This window comes from Olleya sp. AS48 (assembly GCF_038900355.1).
Taxonomy (GTDB): domain Bacteria; phylum Bacteroidota; class Bacteroidia; order Flavobacteriales; family Flavobacteriaceae; genus Olleya.
The window spans coordinates 57,641-80,018 of record NZ_JBBMRD010000002.1; the positions used below are offsets into that span (position 1 = coordinate 57,641).

The following is a 22,378-nucleotide window of genomic DNA, read 5'->3' on the forward strand; positions in this document are numbered from 1 at the left end:
CTAAAGCCTCAAAATTATTTAGAATTTTAGAGGTATTACTATTTATTGTATTCCGTTTAATATTTGTTTTATGTAATTAGTGTCTTTCATTTCGTTAAAAACACCTTCAAAATCATCATTTTCTATCAGTTTTTTAAACTGTGTTAAATTAGCAATGTAATCGTCTAACGTTTCGACTACATTAGTTTTATTCTGTTTAAAAATTGGTGTCCACATAGCAGGACTACTTTTGGCTAGTCTTACAGTACTTTCAAACCCTGAACCTGCCATATCAAATATATCACGCTCATTCTTTTCTTTTTCAATAACCGTTTTACCTAGCATAAACGCACTAATGTGTGATAAATGCGATACGTAAGCAATATGCTTGTCGTGCGATTCGGGATTCATGTAACGCATGCGCATCCCAATATCTGTAAATAAACTAACCGCTTTTTCTTGTAATTTAAAAGCTGTTTTTTCTACTTCGCAAATGATATTTGTCTTTTGATTAAACAAATCTCTGATTGCTGCTTTTGGTCCAGAAAACTCCGTTCCTGCAATAGGATGCATTGCTAAAAAATTACGTCGTCTTTTATGATTTTCTACAACTTTACATATGTCTGACTTAGTCGAACCAACATCTGCAACTAACGTGAAATCTGATATTTTATCTAAAACTTGAGGCAAAACAATTACTGAAGCATCCACAGGAATAGCTAACACAACTAAATCTGCCTTATCTAAATCCTCCAAAACTGCTTTATGGTCTATAACACCAAGCTCCAAAGCTTGATTTAAGTGGTCTTCAGAATTATCTATACCGTAAACTGAAACTTCTGGACGCTTATTTTTTATATCCAAAGCCAAGCTACCACCAATTAATCCTACACCAATTATGTATATATTTTGTATCATACTCTTGCTATTGCTTCTTCTATTTGGTCAGTCGTTGCACATAACGAAAATCTTACATATCCTTCGCCTTGTGTTCCAAAAACCGTTCCTGGTGTTATAAATAGGCTTTTATCGTGTAACAATGTATCTATAAATGTTTCTGATTTATAACCTTCTGGTGTTTTTGCCCAAACGAATAAACCTGAGGCATTTTTATCATACGTACAGTTTAATTTATCTGCCAATTGCCATACTAATTTACGACGTGTTGTATACACTTTGTTTAAATTATCAAACCAATCTTGTGAGCTCTCTAGTGCTGCTATTGCGCCTTTTTGAATGCCATAAAACATACCAGAATCCATATTGCTTTTCACTTTTAAAACTGCATTAATATAGTCTTGACTTCCTAACACCATACCTACTCTCCAACCAGCCATATTAAAAGTTTTGCTAAGTGAGTTTAACTCTAAACACACCTCTTTTGCGCCTTCTATGTTTAAAATACTTATCGGATTATCGTTTAAAATAAAGCTATAAGGGTTGTCATTTATTAGCAATATATCATGCTTTTTAGCAAAATCTACTAACTTTTTTAAATCTGCTTTTTTAGCCTTTGCTCCTGTTGGCATATGTGGATAACTGATCCACATTAGTTTAACTTTACTTAAATCTAAAGTTTTAATCTCGTCTAAATTAGGTAGCCAATTATTGCTTTCATCTAAATTATAAGCGATAGGATTAGCTTGCACTAATTTAGTCACAGCTGCATATGTAGGATAGCCTGGATTAGGAATCAAGACACTATCACCTTCATTTAAAAAAGCCATAGAAATATGCATAATCCCTTCTTTACTTCCCATTAATGGCAACACTTCTGTATCTGGATTAATCTGTGTTTGATATTGTTTTTTATAAAATTCTGAAATAGCTTGTCTAAACTCTGGCAAGCCCTGATAACTTTGATATTTATGTGCATTAACATCTAATAAACCTGCTGTTAACGCTGCAACAACTTGGCTTGATGGTTGTAAATCTGGACTTCCAATTCCTAAATTAATTATAGGTTTTCCTGCTGCTTTTAAAGCATTGACTTCCTTTAATTTTTTAGAAAAGTAGTATTCCTCTACACTATGTAATCTGTTAGCTACTTTCATTATATTTTCGCATTTTTATATTGACCTATTACTTTAAAATGGGTGGCCATAATATCCATTATAGATTTTGCTTTTTTGAAATCTTGATAATCTTGAAAGGTTACATCCACAAAAAAGGCATACTTCCAAGGAGTTTCAATGATTGGCAAAGATTGTATTTTTGTTAAGTTTAATTTGCAATCACTCATGACATTTAAAATGGTTGCTAAACTTCCTCTTTTATGGTCTAATTCAAATTTTATAGACGCTTTATTAATTTCCGCTTCAGCGATCTCAGAATTATCTTGTTTTACAATAACAAAACGGGTTTCGTTATGCTTAATAGTCTGGATGCTTTTTGCTAAAATATCTAGCTCAAATATCTGCGCAGCTAAAGTACTTGCAATAGCTCCTGTATTTTTTAATTGTTTATTATGGATACGTTCCGCAACCTCAGCAGTATCCTTATCTTCTATAAGTTTAATATGAGGATATTGCTTAAAAAAGGCTTTACATTGCAACAAAGCCATAGGATGAGAATATACTTCTGTAATGTCCTCAATCTTTTGATTTGGCAAAGCCATTAAGTTGTGTTGAATATCTAAATAATACTCTCCTACTACGTGTAAATTATTAGTATCAATTAGCGCATAATTAGGTATAATGGAGCCTGCAATTGAGTTTTCAATAGCCATTATTGCTGCATCTGTCTGTTTATTAAGGACACTTTCCACTGTTTGGTCAAAAGACAAAAACGGAACAATACTAACATTAGTCTGAAAATAATTTTGAGACACAATGTGATGAAATGATCCTTTAATACCTTGTATAGCTACTGATTTTATCAATTTATTATTCTTTTTTAATTGAGTTATCCTATTTGTTTTGTGTAATTCTGACTTATTAAAACAAAAAAAAGTCTCGATATATATCGAGACTTTTTTAAAAAATATATGTTGCTAAATTACATATACAGCGTCTCGTTCCTTTTGTTAAAAAAGAAATAATACCAGCTAAAATATGTATTGTTTATTGTGCTCATGTTTATAATAATATTGCTAAAGTAACTAATAAAATGATATAACAAAACACTAAGCACCTATTTTTGTGGTTTTTAGTAAAGATTTAAAGATTTACTAATAATCTATGGTTTAAATTACAGAATGTCTATTTTTGAGTAAAGATTATAAACATGTCAATTAAAGTAGAAAACATAACTAAGGTTTATGGCTCGCAGAAGGCTTTAAACAATATTTCTTTTGAAATTAATCGTCCCGAAATTGTCGGTTTTTTAGGTCCTAATGGCGCAGGAAAATCTACAATGATGAAAATCTTAACAACCTACATCAATCCTACATCAGGCGATGCGGAAGTTAATGGACATCATATTTTAACTGACACAAAAAATGTTCAAAAAAGTGTTGGCTATTTACCAGAACACAACCCTTTATATTTAGAACAATATGTAAGAGAATATTTAAGCTTTAACGCTAATGTCTATAATGTTGACAAATCGCGTATTGAAGAGGTTATTACGCTTACTGGATTAACACCTGAGGCACATAAAACTATTGGACAACTATCCAAAGGTTACAGACAACGTGTTGGTTTAGCAAACGCCTTACTACATAATCCTGAGGTTTTAATCTTAGACGAACCTACGACAGGCTTGGATCCTAATCAATTAATTGACATTAGAAATCTAATTAAAAATTTAGGAAAAGATAAAACTGTATTTTTATCTACACACATTATGCAGGAAGTTGAAGCCATGTGCGATCGTGTTATTATTATTAATAAAGGTGAAATTGTAGCCAACAAAAAGCTAAAAGAATTGCGCGATGGACAGCAACAAATTGTTATTGTGGAATTTGATTATAGAATTGAAGAAGCTTTTTTATTAAAATTACCTAATGCAAAACATGTTAAAAACATCCACGATTTTACTTACGAAATCACGTTTGGAACGTCAGAAGATATGCGTAGCCATGTCTTTGATTTTGCTCATGATAACGAATTAAAGATTTTACAACTTAATCAAAAAAACGCAAGTCTAGAAAGTCTATTTAGAGAACTAACAAGTTAGTTACTCAAAAATTACTTGTCCATCAAATTGTTGCGAAATTGTAACTGTTGGTGGTGTATTAACAGCGATAACATCTCCTGTACTAACCAAACTAGCTATTAAGCTAAGTTGCGGATTTACTATAATATCATTTGTACCACGATGATAAATAGTTACGTTTTGAGCTATTAAATAGCGTCCTTCAAAACGCCCATTACCAGACGCATGATTAACTCTTAAATTCTCTGTTGTACCAAAGATTATATTTGTAGTTATATTATTAATTACCACTACTAAATCGGTACAATTAACTTCCATATTAAAAACACCTACATTATAATAATCTCCAGAATCATCTTCAGAATACAATTTTAAATCTGGAAAATTTAAAACACCAATACTATGTACGTCTAAATTACTACTGTTTCTAACTTCTGTCACGTTAGGTGTGGTAACATATATTTTAGTAATCCCATAATCCCTTGTTAAATTACAACCGTTATTGTCCTTTAAAATCAATCGTCCGTTTTCCACATAGACATCAACATCGTTTGCTAAGTTTTCTCCAGTTTCTAAAACTACTTTTTGCGTCAGACCTTGTTCTATAAATAATTCGATATTTTCATATACCGTAATCTTGGTAAACCCATCTACAGCAATTTCTTGTTGTACGATATCTCCCGAATTTTGAAAACAATCTGGTGCGTTTTCAGAATCACAACTAAATAGAACTATTACTGATAGTATGTATATTATTTTTTTCATCTTATAATCTTATTCCTATTCCTAATTCTACTGCTTCTGCTTTGGCACCATGAGACTTAAGGGTTAAAGCTCCATAAATTTTATCTCCAAAATAGCGTTTTAAACCTACTCTATTATAAACACGACCTTCAAAATCAAATGGGTAATACACATAATAACCTAGTTGTGTAATTAATGATGTTTTACTAATAAATAACTCATGACCTACAAAAACACCTACACGTTTATAATCTTCGTCTCCAGAGACATTATCTAAAGGAAAGGCAACTGATTTATATCTAATATGAGTTTTTAAAAAATTAGAGAAAAAGACATCTGTTCCTAATTGTATGGCACTTTTTTTATTTAAACGCTTATCTGCATATGCAGAAACAATGTAAAAAACGTATTGTCCAGAATCTATAATATCACTTTCGTTAACACCTGTTCTGAAAGCAAAATTATACTTTACTTTTTCTGTAAATGCTTCGTCAATATGCTTGATATATTCTGGCGAATTATTTGAATCCAAACGATAATTAACTCCTAAATTTAATGTAATACTATTTATAGAGCTGTTTGGCGCTTTAATGTTAGCATTTGAATAATGGATTAAAGATAAACCAGTTTGTAATCCAAATCCTTGAAAAATATTTTCTTTTTTATAATTAAGCATCACATAAGTACTGCTTAACAAGCGTGTACCAAATGCATTATTACGGTAATTATCTACCTTATCATACGGATTAGAATTGTATGCTAAGCCTTGACCGATTCTGAATACTAAGTTTCGTTTTAAAAAGTAAAAATTATAATGTGCATAGACACCAAGGTTATTGCCTAACGTTTCATTTTTAAAATCCTGATAAATAATTGACGCTCCATAATCTGGATAGTTATATCTGCTTTCCCAAGCATTTTGACCAAATGTCTTTTTATTATAACTTAAAATAAAACCAGTTGGGTGTCCTTTTATTAAATGTGAAATATCACTGTTATGCTCTGTTATATTTCCATAGAAAAAATTAGCATCTAAGGTAAACGGATTTTTTTCTTGTTGTGCTGTAGCTAAAAAGACACAACATAAAAATAAACAACTAAAATAAGACTTCATTAACACTGTAATTAAGTCGCAAAAGTAATTAAATTATAAACAGCGTTAACGCATATTACTAATCAAATAAGGTAGAAGACAAATAACGGTCACCTCTGTCGCAAATAATTGCAACGACAACGCCTTGATTTAAAGTTTCGATTAATTTTATAGCGGTTGCTACAGACCCACCACTACTCATACCTGCTAAGATACCTTCTTCCTTTGCTAATCGTTTAGTCATTGCTGTTGCTTCTTCTTGACTAACTTCGATAACTTGATCAACTTTAGATGGATTAAAAATACTTGGTACGTAATCTGGAGACCATTTACGGATGCCTGGTATACTAGATCCATCGGCTGGTTGCGCACCTATTATTTGAATGTCTTTATTTTGTTCTTTTAAAAATGTTGAAGTCCCCATAATGGTTCCTGTAGTACCCATTGCAGCTACAAAGTGCGTCACTTCTCCTTTTGTATCTTTCCAAATTTCTGGACCTGTGGTTTTATAATGCGCTTTCCAGTTGTCGTTATTTTCAAATTGATTTAACAATAAATAACCTTTTTCATCTCTCATTTTAAAAGCAACATCTCTTGAGCCTTCAATACCACGTTGGGCATCTGTTAAAACAACCTCTGCTCCATAAGCTCGCATTGTTTTGACACGCTCGATAGTGGAGTTTTCTGGCATTACTAAAGAAATATTAATCCCAAATAAACTGGCTACATAAGCCAAAGCTATACCAGTGTTACCACTTGTAGCTTCTACTATATGTCCTCCTTTTTTTATGTCGCCACGTTTTACAGCTTCGGCAATCATATTATAAGCAGGTCTATCTTTTACACTTCCTCCTGGATTATCACCTTCTAGTTTTAAAAACAACTTAACGTTAGGTTTTGATACTAAATTGGTGGCTTCTACTAATGGTGTGTTACCTATTTGTTTTAAAATACTCATTTGCTGTATTTATTGGTGATTTTAATATCTGATTTGTAAGTGACTAAAGATTGTTCTGGAATAGATTTAGTGATCCATACATTAGCTCCAATTACAGATCCTTCTCCAATAATAACGTCACCTCCTAATATAGTGGCATTGGCATAAATGGTAACATTATCCTTAATTGTTGGGTGCCTTTTAGTGTTTTCTAAAGCTTTTTCGACTTTAATACCACCAAGAGTTACTCCTTGATAAATAATGACATTGTTATGTATAATTGCTGTTTCTCCAATAACAACTCCTGTAGCATGATCTATAAAAAATGAGTCTCCAATAGTAGCACCAGGATGTATATCTGCTCCAGTTATACCATGCGCATATTCCGATATCATACGTGGTAAAACAGGCACATCTAATTGCCATAAAATATGACTTAATCTATACATTGCTATAGCGTAAAATCCAGGGTAAGCTAAATAAACTTCTTTAACACTTTTTGCTGCAGGATCATTATTATAAGCAGCTTCTGCATCCAATTGTAATTTTGGTTTTAAAGCTTTAACTCCTGTTTTAAACTGATCCCATTTTGTATTACAAACTCCGCAATCTAATGCCTGAGAAACATAAAAAAAGGCATCTTTAATATTTTTAAAAAGCTGTTCCTGTTGGTCAGAAGTCTCTAACGCACAATAAAACAACTCTTTTGCTAAGTCTTCTACTTTCTCTTTAAACCTAAATGGAATTTGTAACGTCTCCTGCATAACCTGTTTTTATTTGAGGCTATAAAGTTACTTCTAATTTTAGACTATTTAGCGTATTTATAATAGGAGTTTAATTATTTAAAATAATAGCAATTACTTAGATAATACCATTGCATTTGTTTAATAATTACTATTGTATAAATCCTGCACCTACCGTATTATTAGATTTACTATCTATAATAATAAAAGAACCATTTGTCCTATGGTCTTTAAATGCATCATAAAATATAGGCTTATTTAATTTAAAAGTCACTGATGCAATATCATTCATGTTCAACACCTGTGCAGACTGATCAATCCCAGAATAATCAGGATTTATTTTATGATTAATGGTATCCACTTTTGCTAATACTTTGTTGACACCATGTTGTATAACATACTTATTACCTGAGGCTAAATTTTGAGAATCCATCCAAGAAATGGTCGCTGTAAATTGTTTATCAATAACAGGTAAATCGTTGGCTTTAACAATCATGTCTCCTCTACTAATATTTACATCATCATCTAAAGTAATTAATACCGAGGAGCGTCTTGATGCAGTTTGTACTTTTTGATTATAAAAATGAATCTCTTTAATTTTGGATTTAGTCTGAGAAGGAAGAATAACAACCTCATCTCCAACACTTAATTCACCTCCATAAACCTTACCTGCATAACCTCTAAAATCGTGAAATTCTTCGGTTTTAGGACGAATAACATATTGCACAGGAAACCTAGGTGTACCTGTATTTAATACATCTTTTTGATTAATATTTTCCAAATGCTCCAATAATGTTTCACCAGTATACCAAGGTGTATTTTCTGATTTATTAACAACATTATCACCTTTTAAAGCACTTACTGGAATAAATTTAATGTTTTGGTCTTGATAGTCTCGTTTGCTCATCAAAACTTCAAATTCAGATTTTATCTCATTGTATCTCTCTTCAGAAAAATCAACTAAATCCATCTTATTTATAGCTACAATAACAGTCTTAATTCGTAATAAATTATTTATAAAAAAATGACGATTGGTCTGCTCAATCACTCCTTTTCTTGCATCTATTAAAACAATAGCTGCTTGAGACGTTGACGCACCAGTTACCATATTTCTAGTATACTCAACATGACCTGGAGTATCTGCAATGATGTAACTTTTGTTAACTGTAGAAAAATAAATATGAGCAACATCAATAGTGATTCCCTGTTCTCTCTCGGCAACTAAACCATCTGTAGCCAAAGAAAAATCTAAATAATCATAACCTAGTTGCTGACTTTTATTTTTTATAGCTTCTATTTTGTCTGAAGTAAGTGATTTTGTATCGTACAATAATCTTCCAATTAATGTGCTTTTTCCATCATCAACGCTACCTGCTGTTGCTATTTTTAATACGTCCATATTATATGTTTGACTTCAAAATGAAGTTTTTATTATTAAATTAAATATTACTTTTTCAAGGAATGAAAAGGCTTCTCTAAAAGTACCCTTGTTGTTTTCGTTTCTCCATTGCTGCTTCAGAACGCTTATCATCTATTCTAGCACCTCGCTCTGATATTGAAGAATCGCGAATCTCTTGTACTACACTAGATATATCTGAAGCTTCGGATAAGACAGCTGCTGTGCAACTCATATCTCCAACGGTTCTAAAACGTACAATTCTTTCAATCACTTCTTCATCTTCATCTCTATAAACAACGTCATCGTCAGCAGACCATATTAATCCATCTCTTAAAAAAGTAGCTCTTGTATGTGCAAAATAAATAGAAGGAATTTCAATTTTTTCTTTCTCTATATAGGACCAAACATCTAATTCCGTCCAATTGGAAATTGGAAATACACGTACATTTTGTCCCAATTCAATTTGTCCATTTAGCATGTCAAATAATTCGGGACGTTGATTTTTTTCGTCCCATTGTCCAAAATCATCTCTTACTGAAAAGATACGTTCTTTTGCTCTTGCTTTTTCCTCATCACGTCTGGCTCCTCCAATACACGCATCAAATTTAAACTCTTCAATAGCATCTAAAAGTGTTGTTGTTTGTAATTGGTTTCGGCTTGCGTATCGTCCAGATTCTTCTTTAACTTTTCCTTGATCAATAGAATCCTGAACATTTCTCACTATTAATTCTAAACCTAATTCTTTGACCAAACGGTCTCTAAAGGCTATAGTTTCAGGAAAATTATGACCTGTGTCTATATGCATTAATGGAAACGGAATCTTAGCAGGATAAAATGCCTTTTGAGCTAATCTTACTAATGTTATAGAGTCTTTTCCTCCAGAAAACAGTAAAACTGGTTTTTCAAATTGTGCTGCCACTTCTCTAAAAATATAAATAGCTTCGTTTTCTAACGGATTTATTTGTGAGGTATTTTTCATTATTTTATTTATCATTTATGCGTGTAAACCGCATTCTCTATTACCTAAAACTTTAGTTGGATCAAAGTATTTAAACTCGTTTGGTAGTTGATGTTTTTCAAGATATGCATCAAGGCTTTCATCTGTAAAATTATAAAATGGACTAACTTTAATTACTCCATTTTTATCCACAGATACAACATCAATACTATCTCTAAAAGCAGTTTGACCTTTACGCAAATTAGTAAACCAAACATCTGGTTTATGCTCTAAAAACGCTCTAGTAAATGGCTCTAGCTTAACTTGTTCTGTAAATAGTTTATGATTAGGATCATTTACATCAGGAATACCTAAAACTACATCACGATGTGCAACAGTCTGTTTTGGGACATATAGTTTTACGTTTAAATTTAGGGTATTAATAACGGACTCGGCATGTTTATAGGTATTAGGCGTATTATATCCTGTGTCGCACCAAATTACCTTTATATCCTTTTTTTGATTGGATACTAAATGTAATATTGCAGCTTCATAAGGTCTAAAATTAGTAGTAACCAAAGGGTTTTTGGCAATACCAATAGCCCAATTGACAATCTCCTGTGGTGTTTTATCTTTTAATTTTTGGTTAATACTATCTATATCTATTTGTATCATTTTCCTAATTTAATTTTGTTCCAAGCACGTTCATGAAAAAAGTAAAGTAACATTTTAGAAAAAAACTCTATAAAACCAATACTTAAAGCCATTTGTAAAGTGCCAGTAATAAAATAGGTTATTACTAAAGTATCTAACGTACCAATAACTCTCCAACTTATTGTTTTAAGGATGCTTCTATTAATGTTCTCTTCGGATGACTTAGCTTCCTTCTTTTTGTTTTCTACTTTAAAAAACGCATCTAAAATCATATCTAAATTCAATTACTCTTTAATTCCTATCGGAATAGTAGATTAAATGCAAATGTATAGCTTGCAGCTTGTTTGCACAAATAAATTAAATAAAATCTGCTAAAGTCTTGTTGTTAAAAATTTTAAGAGAACTATCTCTAACCTCTTCCATTAAGTTATGGACAGCACAAATGGTTTCATCTGGACAATCGCTACAAGCCTCGTAAAAATTTAAACTTACGCAAGGCACCATTGCAATAGGTCCTTCTAAAATACGCATGACATCTGCCATACTAACACCTTTAGGCTCTTTTAAAAGGTAATAACCACCTGCTTTTCCTTTTTTAGAACCTAAAATCCCATTTTTTTTTAATGTAAGTAGGATTGTCTCTAAAAATTTTTGAGAAATATTTTCAGCCGAAGATATCGTACTAATTTGCACAGGACAACGTTGGTCCTTTTTAGCTAAGTGTACTAAAGCCTTAATTCCGTATTTTGTTTTCTTAGAAAGCATATTACAAAAGTAAGCGTTTTTTGTTATTAAAAAACAGCTTCGGCAATTGCTTTAATATTATCGCTTTTTCCCATCGAGTAGTAATGCAACATTGGTATGCCTGCTTTTTTAAGCTCTAAAGATTGCTGGATACACCACTCAATACCAACCTGTCTGACCTCAACATTAGTTTTACATTTAATAATACTTTTAATTAAAGCTTCTGGCAAATCCACATGAAAACGATGCGGAATAACATTTAACTGCTTTAAAGTTGATATTGGTTTTAAACCAGGAATAATCGGCACAGTAATCCCTTCGTTTCTGCATTTATCTACAAACTGAAAATACTTTTGATTATCAAAAAACATTTGTGTCACCACATATTCAGCACCATTTTTAATCTTCTTTTTTAAAAAATGAATATCACTTTCCAGACTTGGTGCTTCCATATGTTTTTCTGGGTATGCACCAACACCAACACAAAAATCCGTCGCACTACAATTAAGCAGTTGATCATCCAAATAATTAGCTTTATTTAAAGCTGTTATTTGTTTTACCAAGTCACTAGCATACGTATGACCTTCTTTTTCTGGCGTAAAATAGGTTTCGGTTTTAACAGCATCTCCACGCAATGCCATTACATTATCGATATTTAAAAAGTCTAAATCAATTAAAAAATTCTCAGTATCCTCTTTAGTAAAACCACCACATAAAATATGCGGAATGGCATCCACATTATATTTATTTTGGATTGCAGCACAAATTCCAACGGTTCCAGGACGCTTTTTAACCACTTGTTTTTTAAGCAATCCGTCACCCAAATCTTTGTAATGATACTCCTCACGATGGTAAGTGACATCAATAAAAGGCGGATTAAATGCCATTAAGGGATCAATATTATCAAAAATAGATTGGATATGTTGTCCTTTTAAAGGCGGTAAAATCTCGAACGAAAATTGCGTTTTCCCTTTACCTCTCGTTATATGTTCTGTTACTTTCATGTATTACCTATAATTATATCTCAATTACTTTTATAGCGTTACCACAAGGGTCGCGCTTTCCGTTATATCTTTTTACTTGTTCTCGATACAATACTCCTAACGTCGTATTTCTCGAACTGACGTAAAAAGGATGCCACATCAATCGCTAACGCACTAATCCGCTAAATTTGGGTTTAGCCATTTAGTAGCTTCTTCTATGCTAATATTTTTTCGTTTTGAATAATCCAATAATTGATCTTTCGTGATTTTTCCTAAGCCAAAATACTTAGCCTCAGGATTACCAAAATAATAACCACTTACACTTGCTGCAGGCCACATAGCAAGACTTTCGGTAAGTTTTACACCAATATTTTCTTCTACATTTAATAGCTTCCAAATGGTTTGTTTTTCTAAATGATCTGGACACGCAGGATAACCAGGAGCTGGACGGATTCCGTTATAACTTTCCTTAATTAATTCTTGGTTAGTTAAGCTTTCATCTTGTGCATAAGCCCAATGTTTTGTTCTTACTTCTTTGTGTAAATATTCCGCAAAAGCTTCGGCTAATCTATCTGCTAACGCTTTAATCATAATCGAATTATAATCGTCATTATCGGCTTCAAACTGCTCTGCTAATTCTGCTGTACCAAAACCAGTAGACACGCAAAAAGCACCAACATAATCTTGTATTCCTGTTTCTTTTGGAGCAATAAAATCTGCTAAGGCATGGTTAGGCACACCTTCTCTTTTCTTTAATTGTTGACGTAAGGTTAGGAATTTAATTTTATCTTCACTTGTAAGACCTCTTGACTGCGCTCGAGGTGACAAACTTACTTCAACGTCATCATCATTTATGGTATTAGCAGGAAATAGCCCAAAGATGGCTTTTGCTTTTAATAGCTTTTCGTCAAAAATTCTTTTTAATAATTCTTGAGCGTCGATAAACAAATCTGTTGCTTGAGTACCAACCACGCTATCTGTTAAAATATCTGGATACTTGCCATGCAAATCCCAACTTCTAAAAAATGGAGACCAATCTATAAACGACTCTAATTTTGTAATATCAAAATCTTCGATTATTTGAATTCCTAATTGTTTTGGCTTTACAATTTTAGAGGTTTGCCAATCTATTTTATATTTTCTATTTCTAGCCTCTTCAATGCTTATGTATTCTTTTTGTTTGGTTCTGTTTAAGAATTTTTCTCTAAATACATCGTATTCTTCTCTAATTTGCTCCTTATAAACAACATTATTTTTATTTAGTAATTCACCAACAACTGTTACAGCTCTTGATGCATCATTAATATGTACCACAGCATCTTTATAATGAGGTGCAATTTTAACCGACGTATGTGCTTTTGATGTTGTTGCTCCTCCAATTATTAAAGGAATATCAAGGTTTTGTTTTTCCATTTCTTTGGACACGTAAACCATCTCGTCTAATGAAGGTGTAATTAAACCACTTAAGCCAATAATATCAACCTGTTCTTTTATAGCAGTTTCAATAATTTTTTCTGGTGGAACCATAACTCCTAAATCTATAATCTGGTAATTATTACAACCTAAAACTACACTCACAATATTTTTACCAATATCATGCACATCTCCTTTTACAGTTGCCATTAAAATTTTTCCAGCAAAGGCTTGTTTTCCATCTTTTTCAGCCTCAATGAATGGTTGTAAATACGCTACAGCTTTTTTCATGACTCTAGCCGATTTTACTACTTGTGGCAAAAACATTTTTCCGCTTCCAAATAAATCTCCAACCACACTCATACCTTGCATTAAATGACCTTCAATGACTTCAATTGGTCTTGAAACAGATTGTCTTGCTTCTTCAACATCTTCAATTATAAACGTATCAATCCCTTTTACTAAAGCATGTGTAATCCTGCTTTGCAACTCGGTATTTCTCCATTCCTGAACCGTTTCTGTAGTTTCTTTTTTATTGCCTTTTACGGTTTCGGCAAACTCCAATAAACGCTCAGTAGCATCCTCACGTTTGTCAAACAAAACGTCTTCAACGCACTGTAATAATTCCTTATCAATTTCATCATAAATCTCCAACATCGTTGGGTTTACAATTCCTAAATTCATTCCGTTTTTTATGGCATGAAACAAAAACGAAGCATGCATAGCCTCACGCACAGTATTGTTTCCTCTAAAAGAAAAGGACACATTACTTACACCACCAGACACATTAGCAAATGGTAAATTTTGTCTAATCCACTTTGTAGCATTAAAAAAGTCTAATGCATTTTTACGATGCTCTTCCATTCCTGTTGCAACCGGAAAAATATTGGGATCAAAAATGATATCTTGTGCAGGAAAATTGACAGTATCAACCAATATTTTATAAGAACGTTCACAAATTTCAATACGACGCTTATACGTATCTGCTTGACCATTTTCATCAAAAGCCATTACAATTACAGCAGCTCCATAACGTTTTACTAGTTTAGCTTGACGAATAAACTCGGTTTCTCCTTCTTTTAAACTTATAGAATTTACAACAGATTTACCTTGAACCACCTTTAAACCAGCCTCAATAATTTCCCATTTAGAGCTATCAATCATTATAGGGATTCGGGAAATATCTGGCTCTGAAGCAATGAGATTTAAAAAAGTAGTCATCGCATAAACGCCATCCAACATACCTTCGTCCATGTTGACATCTAAAATTTGTGCACCACCTTCTACTTGATCTCTTGCTACAGCTAACGCTTCGGTATACTTTTCTTCTTTTATTAAACGTAAAAACTTTCTAGAACCTGTAACATTGGTTCGCTCTCCTACGTTTATAAAATTACTTTCTGGAGTTACAATTAAGGGTTCTAAACCAGAAAGCGTTAAATATTTTTGACAGTCGCAGTCGTCCATTATGCTAGTTGTTTAATTTGTCTTGGTTTATAGCTTTTTACAACCTGAGCAATTGCTTTAATATGTTCTGGATTTGTCCCACAGCAACCACCAATAATATTAATTAAATCGTCTTTTAAATATCCTTCGATTAAGTTTTTCATTTCTTCTGGAGTTTGATCATATTCTCCAAAAGCATTTGGTAGTCCAGCGTTTGGATGCGCAGACGTGTAAAAATCTGTTTGACTTGAAAGACGTTTTAAATAAGGTTGTAATTGCTTTGCGCCTAATGCACAATTAAAGCCAACACTTAACAAAGGCACGTGAGAAATTGAGGCTAAAAAAGCCTCAACTGTTTGACCAGACAGTGTACGACCAGACGCATCTGTAATGGTACCAGAAACCATAATTGGAATGTCTATGTTTTTTTCTTCTTTTACTTCTTCAATTGCAAATAATGCTGCTTTTGCATTTAAAGTGTCAAAAATAGTTTCGACTAACAATAAGTCTACTCCTCCAGCTATTAATGCTTCTACTTGTTGTTTATAGGCAATACGTAAGTCATCAAATGTTACAGCTCTAAATTCTGGTCTGTTAACATCTGGACTTAGACTTGCAGTACGATTTGTAGGACCAATACTTCCTGCCACAAAACGTGGTTTTTCAGGGTTTTTATTAGTGAATTCCGTAGCAACATATTTAGCAATTTTAGCCGATTCAAAATTAAGTTCGTAAACCAAATCTTCCATATTATAGTCTGCCATAGCGATGGTTGTTCCTGAAAATGTGTTGGTTTCAACTATATCTGCTCCAGCTTCAAAATACTTACGATGTACGTCTGCAATAGCATTGGGTTGGGTTAATGACAGTAAATCATTATTTCCTTTTAAAGATGTTGGATAGTCTTTAAAACGCTCGCCTCTAAAATCTTCTTCAGTAAAATTATAGCGTTGTAACATGGTACCCATTGCACCATCAAGCACTAAAATTCGCTTTTTAATGACTTCTGTAATACTACTCATACACACTTTTTTAATACAGTTTCAAATTTGTTTGTTAACACTTCTTTACTTTTAAAAATTGGGTTTAATAAGCTAGACAACTGATCAAATTCTATTAAAAAAGCATCATGACCATGAAGCGATTTAATCTCGCCAATAGTTACGTTTTGTTTGACTGATTTTAAATCAATATAAGTTTCCCAGTTTTCATCAGCCTTGAAAAACAAATCGCTATCAATTGTTATAATATGTACGTGACCTTTAATGACTGAAGCCACGTCTTTAAATGGTAATCGTCCTTTTGTTATATCAATAGTTTTTAGGATTTGATTCATTAATTTATAAGCTGACAAATGAAATCTACTATCCAACTGGTCTCCATGATAACTTAACCAACTTTGGACTTTAAATAAAGATTGTGAATTTTTACTACGAGAAAACTTTTTTGTCAAAGATTCTGGCGTACGATATAAAGTCATAGCGTGCATTCTGGCATCTTTTAAAGGCTGATTTGAATTGTTTAAGATTGCGTCCTGAATATGGCAATTTGCGGTAATCCAATCCGTCACTTTCCAATCTGTAGCAATTGGTATTACATGCTCTGCTAAGTTTGGTTTTAAAACAGCTAACTCCCAAGCTATTCCTCCTCCAACGGAACCTCCAATGATGGCATACAATTTATTAATTAATAAATGTTGAAGTCCTAAAGCAAAGATTTCGGCTATGTTTCTAGCTGTAAATTCCTGGTAATTATGTATCAGATTTTCTTCTAGATTATCATAACCATTACCTGGAACATTAAAAGCTAAAATGGTATAATGTAAGGTATCAATACATTTATTATCACCTATTAAATCATTCCACCATCCTTGATCTCCAACCACATTAGAATTACCAGTAAGTGCATGATTTACCAATATAATTGGTGCTGTATGTAATGGTCTGCCAAATAATTGGTAAGACAACTTAATATCTGATGTCTTACCATTATTGTTAACAAACTCAGGGATATTTATATATTTTAAATTCTCCATTTTACTTTAAACTATATTCTTTTTCAACAGCTATTTTTATTGGCGTTTTATTGGACAAATTGTCTCTTACAGGACAACGTGCCTCAACAATCTCTAACCATTTTGCAAGTGTTTCTATACTTGCATCTGTTTTAGGGATTAGGTTTAGTTCTATTGTTTTAAAACCAGCACGCTCGTCTTGCGAGATTCCTAAGAATTTATTTGGATTGATCTGTCCTGAAACTTCGATATCAAGTTTTTCTATTTTAAAACCAAGCTCTTTTGCTACTAGGTGTCCAACTACATTTACGCAACCTGCAAAACCTGCTAAAATATACTCGACAGGGTTTGGACCTTGATCTGTTCCATTTAACGCATCTGGTTCGTCAACCACTAATTTAAATTGTCTTGCTTGTCCTATAAATTGAGTAGCAGAAGTACTATTTCCTGCTACTGTAAATTTTAAATCACTCATATTTCATTGCATTAGAAATAACCATCACACTTTAAAATGGCAACTAAAAAGTGTGAAGTTATTTCGGGTTAAATAATTAAAATTAAATTAAGTCTAAGCTAAAACGGTTTTGTTTACAACAGCAAAAGCCTCTTTTAAATCTGCTTTTAAATCGTCTATATTTTCTATTCCAACGGACAATCTGATTAAGTCTTTTGTAACTCCTGTGGCTTGTTGCGCTTCATCACTTAATTGTTGATGCGTTGTACTTGCAGGATGAATAATTAGTGATTTAGTGTCGCCAATATTAGCCAATAGTGAAAATAACTTAGTCGTATCTGCTATTTTTTTAGCCGATTCAAAACCACCTTCCACTCCAAATGTCACCACACCACTTTGTCCTTTAGGTAAATATTTTTTAGCTAACGTATTGTATTTACTAGTTTGTAACCCTGGATAATTTACCCAAGTTACTTCTGGCTGTTCTTGTAACCATTTAGCTAATTGTAAAGCATTTTGAGAGTGTTTTAAAATTCTTAATTCTAAGGTTTCTAATCCTTGAATAATCTGAAATGCATTAAAAGGACTTAAAGCGCCACCATAATCACGTAAACCTTCAATTCTTACCTTTGCAATAAATGCTGCTGGTCCAATAACATCACTATAGACTAAACCATGGTATCCAGCAGAAGGCTCTGTAAATTCTGGAAACTTACCATTAGTCCAGTCAAAAGTTCCTGCATCTATAATGATACCACCTAAAGAAGTTCCGTTACCTGTAATATATTTTGTTAGCGAATGGATGACTATATTTGCACCATATTCAATTGGATTTAACAAGTAAGGTGTCGCAACTGTATTATCCACAATTAATGGCACTTTATGGGCTTTTGCATGTTTAGAAATAGCCTCTAAATCCAATACATCCAATTTTGGATTACCCAAAGACTCTACAAATACAGCTCTTGTATTTTCTTGAGCTGCTTTACTAAAATTTTCTGGATCAGAAGGATCTACAAATGTGGTTGTAATACCATGTCTTGGTAAGGTTACGCTTAATAGATTATAGGTACCACCATACAAACTACTAGAAGCCACAATATGATCTCCTGCTTTTAATAAGGTTAATAATGTTGTAGAAATGGCAGCTGTTCCGGAAGCAGTTGCTACTGCTGCAATACCACCTTCTAGAGCTGCAATACGTTGTTCTAAAACATCGTTTGTTGGGTTATTTAAACGTGTATAAATAAACCCAGGGACAGACAGGTTAAAGCGTCCTGCTGCGTCATCCGAATCGTCAAAAACGTATGAAGTAGTTTGATAAATAGGAACTGCTCTTGTCCCTCCTGTTTTAGCAGTGTCATGTCCTGCGTGTAATGCTTGTGTTGCAAATTTTTGAGTACTCATTTTTCTAATTTTTGAGTTAATAAATAAATTAAACCAAAAGTCAAATAAGCTTCGTTTGAAGCATACTTAATAGAAAAATGTTAAAAAGAAAAATACTAACCACAGATGAGTAATTAGTTTTTAGTTATCTATCCAATGTATCGATTAATGAATCGAAAATTAAGTAGAATTTAGCACCTTCTTAGTAAGTCTAAGGGTTGCTAAGGCTTCAATGGGTCTAATCCCTCCACCTTTCTTGATAACATTTCAGTAAGTTTTTGAACTTTGTGAGTACAAATATTGCAAAATAAATATTTTAGAAACAAACAAAACGGAATAATTTTCTAAAAAATTAACTTTTTATTAATTATACAGAAAATAATTCATATAATATTAAATTATACAGATTAATATTCTGTTATATTTAAAAATAGCAAGTTCAAAAAAAATTAAACTTGCTATTTAAAGTCTTATTAAACGTTAATTGGTTATAATTAAGCCGAATTACGACTCGCATTTATATTACCAAATAACGATCGTGTTACTAATTTTTCATAAACAGCAATCAACTCGGCATCTTTTACATCTGCTTTTTCTAATTCCTGAATTTGTTTTAAAGCATATTGTTGTATTGTTAATAGTGGCAATACAATAGATTCTCTGACCCTAATAGAGGCTTTACCTGATGGCTCTTCTTCCATTAAATCTTTATAACCTGTTAATTTTAAAATCAATCGTTTTGTCGTTAAATACTCGGTATGTATAACATTCCAAAAGGCACCATATTCTGGATCATCACTCATATACTTTGTCAAATCAAAAAACGATTTTGATAAGGACATCATACTGTTTTCAATTAATGTTCTAAAAAAGCTAGAGGTTTTAAATAAGTTTTGCGCTTTTTCAAATTCGCCAGCATCTTCGTAATGTTTTAAAGCAGTACCAACACCAAAAAATCCTGGTACATTTTGTTTTAGTTGACTCCAAGATCCCACAAAAGGAATGGCTCTTAAATCTTCAAACACTAAGCCTTCTGCTTTACCACGTTTGGAAGGTCTACTTCCAATATTAGTTTTTGCGTAATACTTAAGTGTACTCATATGTTCTAAATATGAGATAAATTTTGGATGGTTTTTAAAATCTACATACGCTTGATAACTTAGCTTAGCTAGATTATCCATAACCGCTCTGTTTTCTGGAACCATGCGTAAATCCGCATCACTTAAACTATTATATATACCAGAACTTATTAATTGTTCTAAGTTATATTGTGAAGAATCTAAAGTACCAAAATTAGAACTAATAGTTTGTCCTTGGATGGTTAATTGCACTTCTTTATCCTCTATAGTTGGTCCTAATGACGCATAAAAATTGTGTGTTTTACCACCACCTCTAGCAGGTGGTCCACCACGACCATCAAAAAATATGACAGTTACATCATATTTTCTAGAGATAGCTGTTAAACGTTCTTTTGCTTTATAAATAGCCCAATTAGCCATTAAATAACCTCCATCTTTAGTTCCGTCACTAAAGCCTAACATAATAGTTTGCTTATTTCCTCTAGATTTTAAGTGTTTAGCATAAGCAGGATTTGTATATAAATCCTCCATTACTATATGTGCATTTTCTAAATCTGTAATAGTTTCAAAAAGAGGTCCAATATCAACCGTAAGCTTATCATTAAATGCTACTACTTTAAGCATTGCAAATAACTGCATCACATTTAAAGTGGTTTGATTATTACTAATTATATAACGGTTTGCAGCCAACTCTCCATTAGTTTCCTGAATAGATTTTAAAGCCTTAATAGTATTTAGTGCTTTTAGCGTTTCTTCATCTTTAATTAAAGACAAATCCACTGTTCCTTTAACTTCAGACAAAACCTTAACTTGTTCCGCTTCTGAAAGACTATGATAATTACTCGGAATATCCTTGCTTCCGTTAGCAATCATACTATCCACCATTGTTGTAAAAATTGAATGATGCACTCTACTATCTTGACGTATATCTAAGCTTGAAAAATGAAAACCAAATAAATGAATTTTGTTAAGTAAACTAGTTACTTCGGTAACGTAAAGCGATTGATGCTGATCAATTATAATTTGTCTGATGGCTTTTAATTCTGAAACAAATTCGTTTAAAGTTAAACTTGATTCTTCATGAAGCACTTTTTTATATAACTGTGTTTCTATGTGTGATATACGCGCTTCAACACCTTGAAAGGTTAATTTACGTTTTAACTTTCGGACGTCTTTATGGTAATTTTTAATAATAGTTTCGTGTAACCTTTCTGCGACTTTAACTGTAATTTCTGGTGTAACAAATGGGTTACCATCTCTGTCTCCTCCTGGCCAAAAACCAATGTTAATAATATCGTTATCTATATGTTTCCCGTCAAAAATATTTTGTTGGATATAGTCATATATTTTTCCGAAGGATTCATAAAACACATTTTCTAGATACCAGATTAAGCTAACCGCTTCATCGTAAGGTGTTGGTTTTTCATGTTTAAAAAATGGTGTTTTTCCTAATTGCGCTAACAAATCATTTATACGAAGTAAGTCGTTTTCTCTAACTGCTTCTGTCAAGTCTGTGATAATTCCTAAAACAGTACCAGGATAAAATTGTGTTGGATGTGCTGTTAGCACAATTCTAACTTTAAACTCTTCTAAATACTGACGTAACTTATCTAGCTTTCCTTCTGCAGCAGCACTTTCTTTTAAACTTCTAAGAGTACCAATTCCGTCCATATTATTAACAATCGGGAAAGCAGCATCCTCAATCGCATCAAATAAAACGACTTGTCTTTCAATATACTGAATAAACCTAAACAACAAATCTATCTTGGATTTATCTGAACGTCTAGCTTGATATTTTTTAAAAAACGTATCTACAATAACAGTAGGATTATGCCCATCTTCAAACCCATTTTTGCACGTTTCATGAAACAGTGGTAATAACACACCTGTTTTAGTAATTGTATCAAAAGGAAGGGTCATAAAAATACCATTGTATATTTGATATTTAGACAATACGTTTTGATTGAAACGCGTCAACTTAGGCTGTAAAGGCATAATTTTTATTTTTAGATAAGTTATAAAGTTAATGAACAATAGTTGACTTTGATAAAATGATTGAAATTTTTAGGAATTATTAACTAATAGTACTGCTTTGTATGAATTACGTAATTAAATCTTCATATTTTGATTTTTACTAAATGTAATTATCATTGACAATTCCATCAATTAACTATTTTTAACGGTATGTTTTGATAAAAACTACTTTATTTTCTTACTTTTGCTGCTCAATAAATTAGAGGACGGATTTGACTGATTGCAACCTCATTAAAAAATG

The 22,378-nt window shown here is 32.3% G+C and carries 20 protein-coding genes and 1 riboswitch; of the genes, 1 reads left to right on the forward strand and 19 read right to left on the reverse strand.

Annotated features, from left to right (window positions below; translation table 11 throughout):
* Positions 1 to 42: 42 nt before the first annotated feature.
* From WNY60_RS03370 to WNY60_RS03380, 3 genes are read right to left on the reverse strand one after another with little or no spacing between them, the layout of a single operon-like run.
* The gene (locus WNY60_RS03370) at positions 43 to 894 is read right to left on the reverse strand and encodes a prephenate dehydrogenase (RefSeq protein WP_342861691.1); all 852 of its coding nucleotides are present in this window, start codon (positions 892 to 894) and stop codon (positions 43 to 45) included.
* Positions 894 to 2,036: an aminotransferase class I/II-fold pyridoxal phosphate-dependent enzyme gene (locus WNY60_RS03375; RefSeq protein WP_342861693.1), complete on the reverse strand. Its 1,143-nt coding sequence runs from the start codon at positions 2,034 to 2,036 to the stop codon at positions 894 to 896. Before WNY60_RS03375 ends, WNY60_RS03370 begins: the two co-directional genes overlap by 1 nt.
* On the reverse strand, positions 2,033 to 2,860 hold the full coding sequence (locus WNY60_RS03380) for a prephenate dehydratase (protein WP_145006251.1): 828 nt from the start codon (positions 2,858 to 2,860) through the stop codon (positions 2,033 to 2,035). Before WNY60_RS03380 ends, WNY60_RS03375 begins: the two co-directional genes overlap by 4 nt.
* Before the next feature lie 344 nt (positions 2,861 to 3,204).
* On the opposite strand from WNY60_RS03380, the gene gldA reads away from it, so the two are divergent.
* The gene (gene gldA / locus WNY60_RS03385; protein ID WP_292947065.1) at positions 3,205 to 4,098 is read left to right on the forward strand and encodes a gliding motility-associated ABC transporter ATP-binding subunit GldA; all 894 of its coding nucleotides are present in this window, start codon (positions 3,205 to 3,207) and stop codon (positions 4,096 to 4,098) included.
* On the opposite strand, the gene WNY60_RS03390 is transcribed toward gldA, so the two are convergent.
* The 16 genes from WNY60_RS03390 to WNY60_RS03465 all read right to left on the reverse strand — a co-directional run bounded on the left by WNY60_RS03390 (position 4,099) and on the right by WNY60_RS03465 (position 22,098).
* Complete coding sequence (locus WNY60_RS03390) at positions 4,099 to 4,842, reverse strand: head GIN domain-containing protein (RefSeq protein ID WP_342861520.1); 744 nt, start codon at positions 4,840 to 4,842, stop codon at positions 4,099 to 4,101.
* A gap of 1 nt (position 4,843) precedes the next feature.
* Positions 4,844 to 5,935, reverse strand: a complete 1,092-nt coding sequence (locus WNY60_RS03395) for an acyloxyacyl hydrolase (RefSeq protein WP_145006241.1) — start codon at positions 5,933 to 5,935, stop codon at positions 4,844 to 4,846.
* A 58-nt stretch (positions 5,936 to 5,993) separates the two neighbouring features.
* Complete coding sequence (gene cysM, locus WNY60_RS03400) at positions 5,994 to 6,872, reverse strand: cysteine synthase CysM (RefSeq protein WP_342861521.1); 879 nt, start codon at positions 6,870 to 6,872, stop codon at positions 5,994 to 5,996.
* On the reverse strand, positions 6,869 to 7,615 hold the full coding sequence (epsC, locus tag WNY60_RS03405; protein ID WP_292947053.1) for a serine O-acetyltransferase EpsC: 747 nt from the start codon (positions 7,613 to 7,615) through the stop codon (positions 6,869 to 6,871). Before epsC ends, cysM begins: the two co-directional genes overlap by 4 nt.
* A gap of 130 nt (positions 7,616 to 7,745) precedes the next feature.
* Complete coding sequence (locus WNY60_RS03410) at positions 7,746 to 8,993, reverse strand: GTP-binding protein (RefSeq protein ID WP_342861522.1); 1,248 nt, start codon at positions 8,991 to 8,993, stop codon at positions 7,746 to 7,748.
* A 76-nt stretch (positions 8,994 to 9,069) separates the two neighbouring features.
* Positions 9,070 to 9,972, reverse strand: a complete 903-nt coding sequence (gene cysD / locus WNY60_RS03415) for a sulfate adenylyltransferase subunit CysD (RefSeq protein WP_292947047.1) — start codon at positions 9,970 to 9,972, stop codon at positions 9,070 to 9,072.
* Between the two features lie 15 nt (positions 9,973 to 9,987).
* Complete coding sequence (locus WNY60_RS03420; RefSeq protein ID WP_145006226.1) at positions 9,988 to 10,605, reverse strand: phosphoadenosine phosphosulfate reductase family protein; 618 nt, start codon at positions 10,603 to 10,605, stop codon at positions 9,988 to 9,990.
* Positions 10,602 to 10,868, reverse strand: coding sequence for a DUF2061 domain-containing protein (locus WNY60_RS03425; protein WP_341587394.1), 267 nt, complete (start codon positions 10,866 to 10,868; stop codon positions 10,602 to 10,604). Before WNY60_RS03425 ends, WNY60_RS03420 begins: the two co-directional genes overlap by 4 nt.
* Positions 10,869 to 10,941: 73 nt before the next feature.
* On the reverse strand, positions 10,942 to 11,349 hold the full coding sequence (locus WNY60_RS03430) for an Rrf2 family transcriptional regulator (protein ID WP_145006221.1): 408 nt from the start codon (positions 11,347 to 11,349) through the stop codon (positions 10,942 to 10,944).
* Between the two features lie 26 nt (positions 11,350 to 11,375).
* Entirely contained in the window at positions 11,376 to 12,332 is a 957-nt protein-coding gene (metF, locus tag WNY60_RS03435; protein ID WP_342861524.1) for a methylenetetrahydrofolate reductase [NAD(P)H], read from the reverse strand.
* A 153-nt stretch (positions 12,333 to 12,485) separates the two neighbouring features.
* The gene (gene metH, locus WNY60_RS03440; protein WP_342861525.1) at positions 12,486 to 15,191 is read right to left on the reverse strand and encodes a methionine synthase; all 2,706 of its coding nucleotides are present in this window, start codon (positions 15,189 to 15,191) and stop codon (positions 12,486 to 12,488) included.
* Entirely contained in the window at positions 15,191 to 16,192 is a 1,002-nt protein-coding gene (locus WNY60_RS03445) for a homocysteine S-methyltransferase family protein (RefSeq protein ID WP_342861526.1), read from the reverse strand. Before WNY60_RS03445 ends, metH begins: the two co-directional genes overlap by 1 nt.
* On the reverse strand, positions 16,189 to 17,205 hold the full coding sequence (locus tag WNY60_RS03450) for an alpha/beta fold hydrolase (RefSeq protein WP_342861528.1): 1,017 nt from the start codon (positions 17,203 to 17,205) through the stop codon (positions 16,189 to 16,191). Before WNY60_RS03450 ends, WNY60_RS03445 begins: the two co-directional genes overlap by 4 nt.
* 1 nt (position 17,206) lies before the next feature.
* A complete protein-coding gene (locus WNY60_RS03455; protein WP_145006205.1) occupies positions 17,207 to 17,659 on the reverse strand; it encodes an OsmC family protein in 453 nt (150 codons plus the stop codon).
* 93 nt (positions 17,660 to 17,752) lie between these two features.
* The gene (locus WNY60_RS03460) at positions 17,753 to 19,045 is read right to left on the reverse strand and encodes an O-acetylhomoserine aminocarboxypropyltransferase/cysteine synthase (RefSeq protein ID WP_145006202.1); all 1,293 of its coding nucleotides are present in this window, start codon (positions 19,043 to 19,045) and stop codon (positions 17,753 to 17,755) included.
* 121 nt (positions 19,046 to 19,166) lie between these two features.
* Positions 19,167 to 19,290, reverse strand: a riboswitch (SAM riboswitch).
* A gap of 228 nt (positions 19,291 to 19,518) precedes the next feature.
* Entirely contained in the window at positions 19,519 to 22,098 is a 2,580-nt protein-coding gene (locus WNY60_RS03465; RefSeq protein ID WP_342861531.1) for a phosphoenolpyruvate carboxylase, read from the reverse strand.
* Positions 22,099 to 22,378 lie beyond the last annotated feature (280 nt).

Excerpts from the sequence above, each read along its gene's own strand:
- gldA (WP_292947065.1), top strand. The coding sequence starts at position 3,205 with ATGTCAATTAAAGTAGAAAACATAACTAAGGTTTATGGCTCGCAGAAG.
- WNY60_RS03390 (WP_342861520.1), bottom strand. The coding sequence starts at position 4,842 with ATGAAAAAAATAATATACATACTATCAGTAATAGTTCTATTTAGTTGT.
- WNY60_RS03395 (WP_145006241.1), bottom strand. The coding sequence starts at position 5,935 with ATGAAGTCTTATTTTAGTTGTTTATTTTTATGTTGTGTCTTTTTAGCT.
- cysM (WP_342861521.1), bottom strand. The coding sequence starts at position 6,872 with ATGAGTATTTTAAAACAAATAGGTAACACACCATTAGTAGAAGCCACC.
- epsC (WP_292947053.1), bottom strand. The coding sequence starts at position 7,615 with ATGCAGGAGACGTTACAAATTCCATTTAGGTTTAAAGAGAAAGTAGAA.
- WNY60_RS03410 (WP_342861522.1), bottom strand. The coding sequence starts at position 8,993 with ATGGACGTATTAAAAATAGCAACAGCAGGTAGCGTTGATGATGGAAAA.
- cysD (WP_292947047.1), bottom strand. The coding sequence starts at position 9,972 with ATGAAAAATACCTCACAAATAAATCCGTTAGAAAACGAAGCTATTTAT.
- WNY60_RS03420 (WP_145006226.1), bottom strand. The coding sequence starts at position 10,605 with ATGATACAAATAGATATAGATAGTATTAACCAAAAATTAAAAGATAAA.
- WNY60_RS03430 (WP_145006221.1), bottom strand. The coding sequence starts at position 11,349 with ATGCTTTCTAAGAAAACAAAATACGGAATTAAGGCTTTAGTACACTTA.
- metF (WP_342861524.1), bottom strand. The coding sequence starts at position 12,332 with ATGAAAGTAACAGAACATATAACGAGAGGTAAAGGGAAAACGCAATTT.
- metH (WP_342861525.1), bottom strand. The coding sequence starts at position 15,191 with ATGGACGACTGCGACTGTCAAAAATATTTAACGCTTTCTGGTTTAGAA.
- WNY60_RS03445 (WP_342861526.1), bottom strand. The coding sequence starts at position 16,192 with ATGAGTAGTATTACAGAAGTCATTAAAAAGCGAATTTTAGTGCTTGAT.
- WNY60_RS03450 (WP_342861528.1), bottom strand. The coding sequence starts at position 17,205 with ATGGAGAATTTAAAATATATAAATATCCCTGAGTTTGTTAACAATAAT.
- WNY60_RS03455 (WP_145006205.1), bottom strand. The coding sequence starts at position 17,659 with ATGAGTGATTTAAAATTTACAGTAGCAGGAAATAGTACTTCTGCTACT.
- WNY60_RS03460 (WP_145006202.1), bottom strand. The coding sequence starts at position 19,045 with ATGAGTACTCAAAAATTTGCAACACAAGCATTACACGCAGGACATGAC.
- WNY60_RS03465 (WP_342861531.1), bottom strand. The coding sequence starts at position 22,098 with ATGCCTTTACAGCCTAAGTTGACGCGTTTCAATCAAAACGTATTGTCT.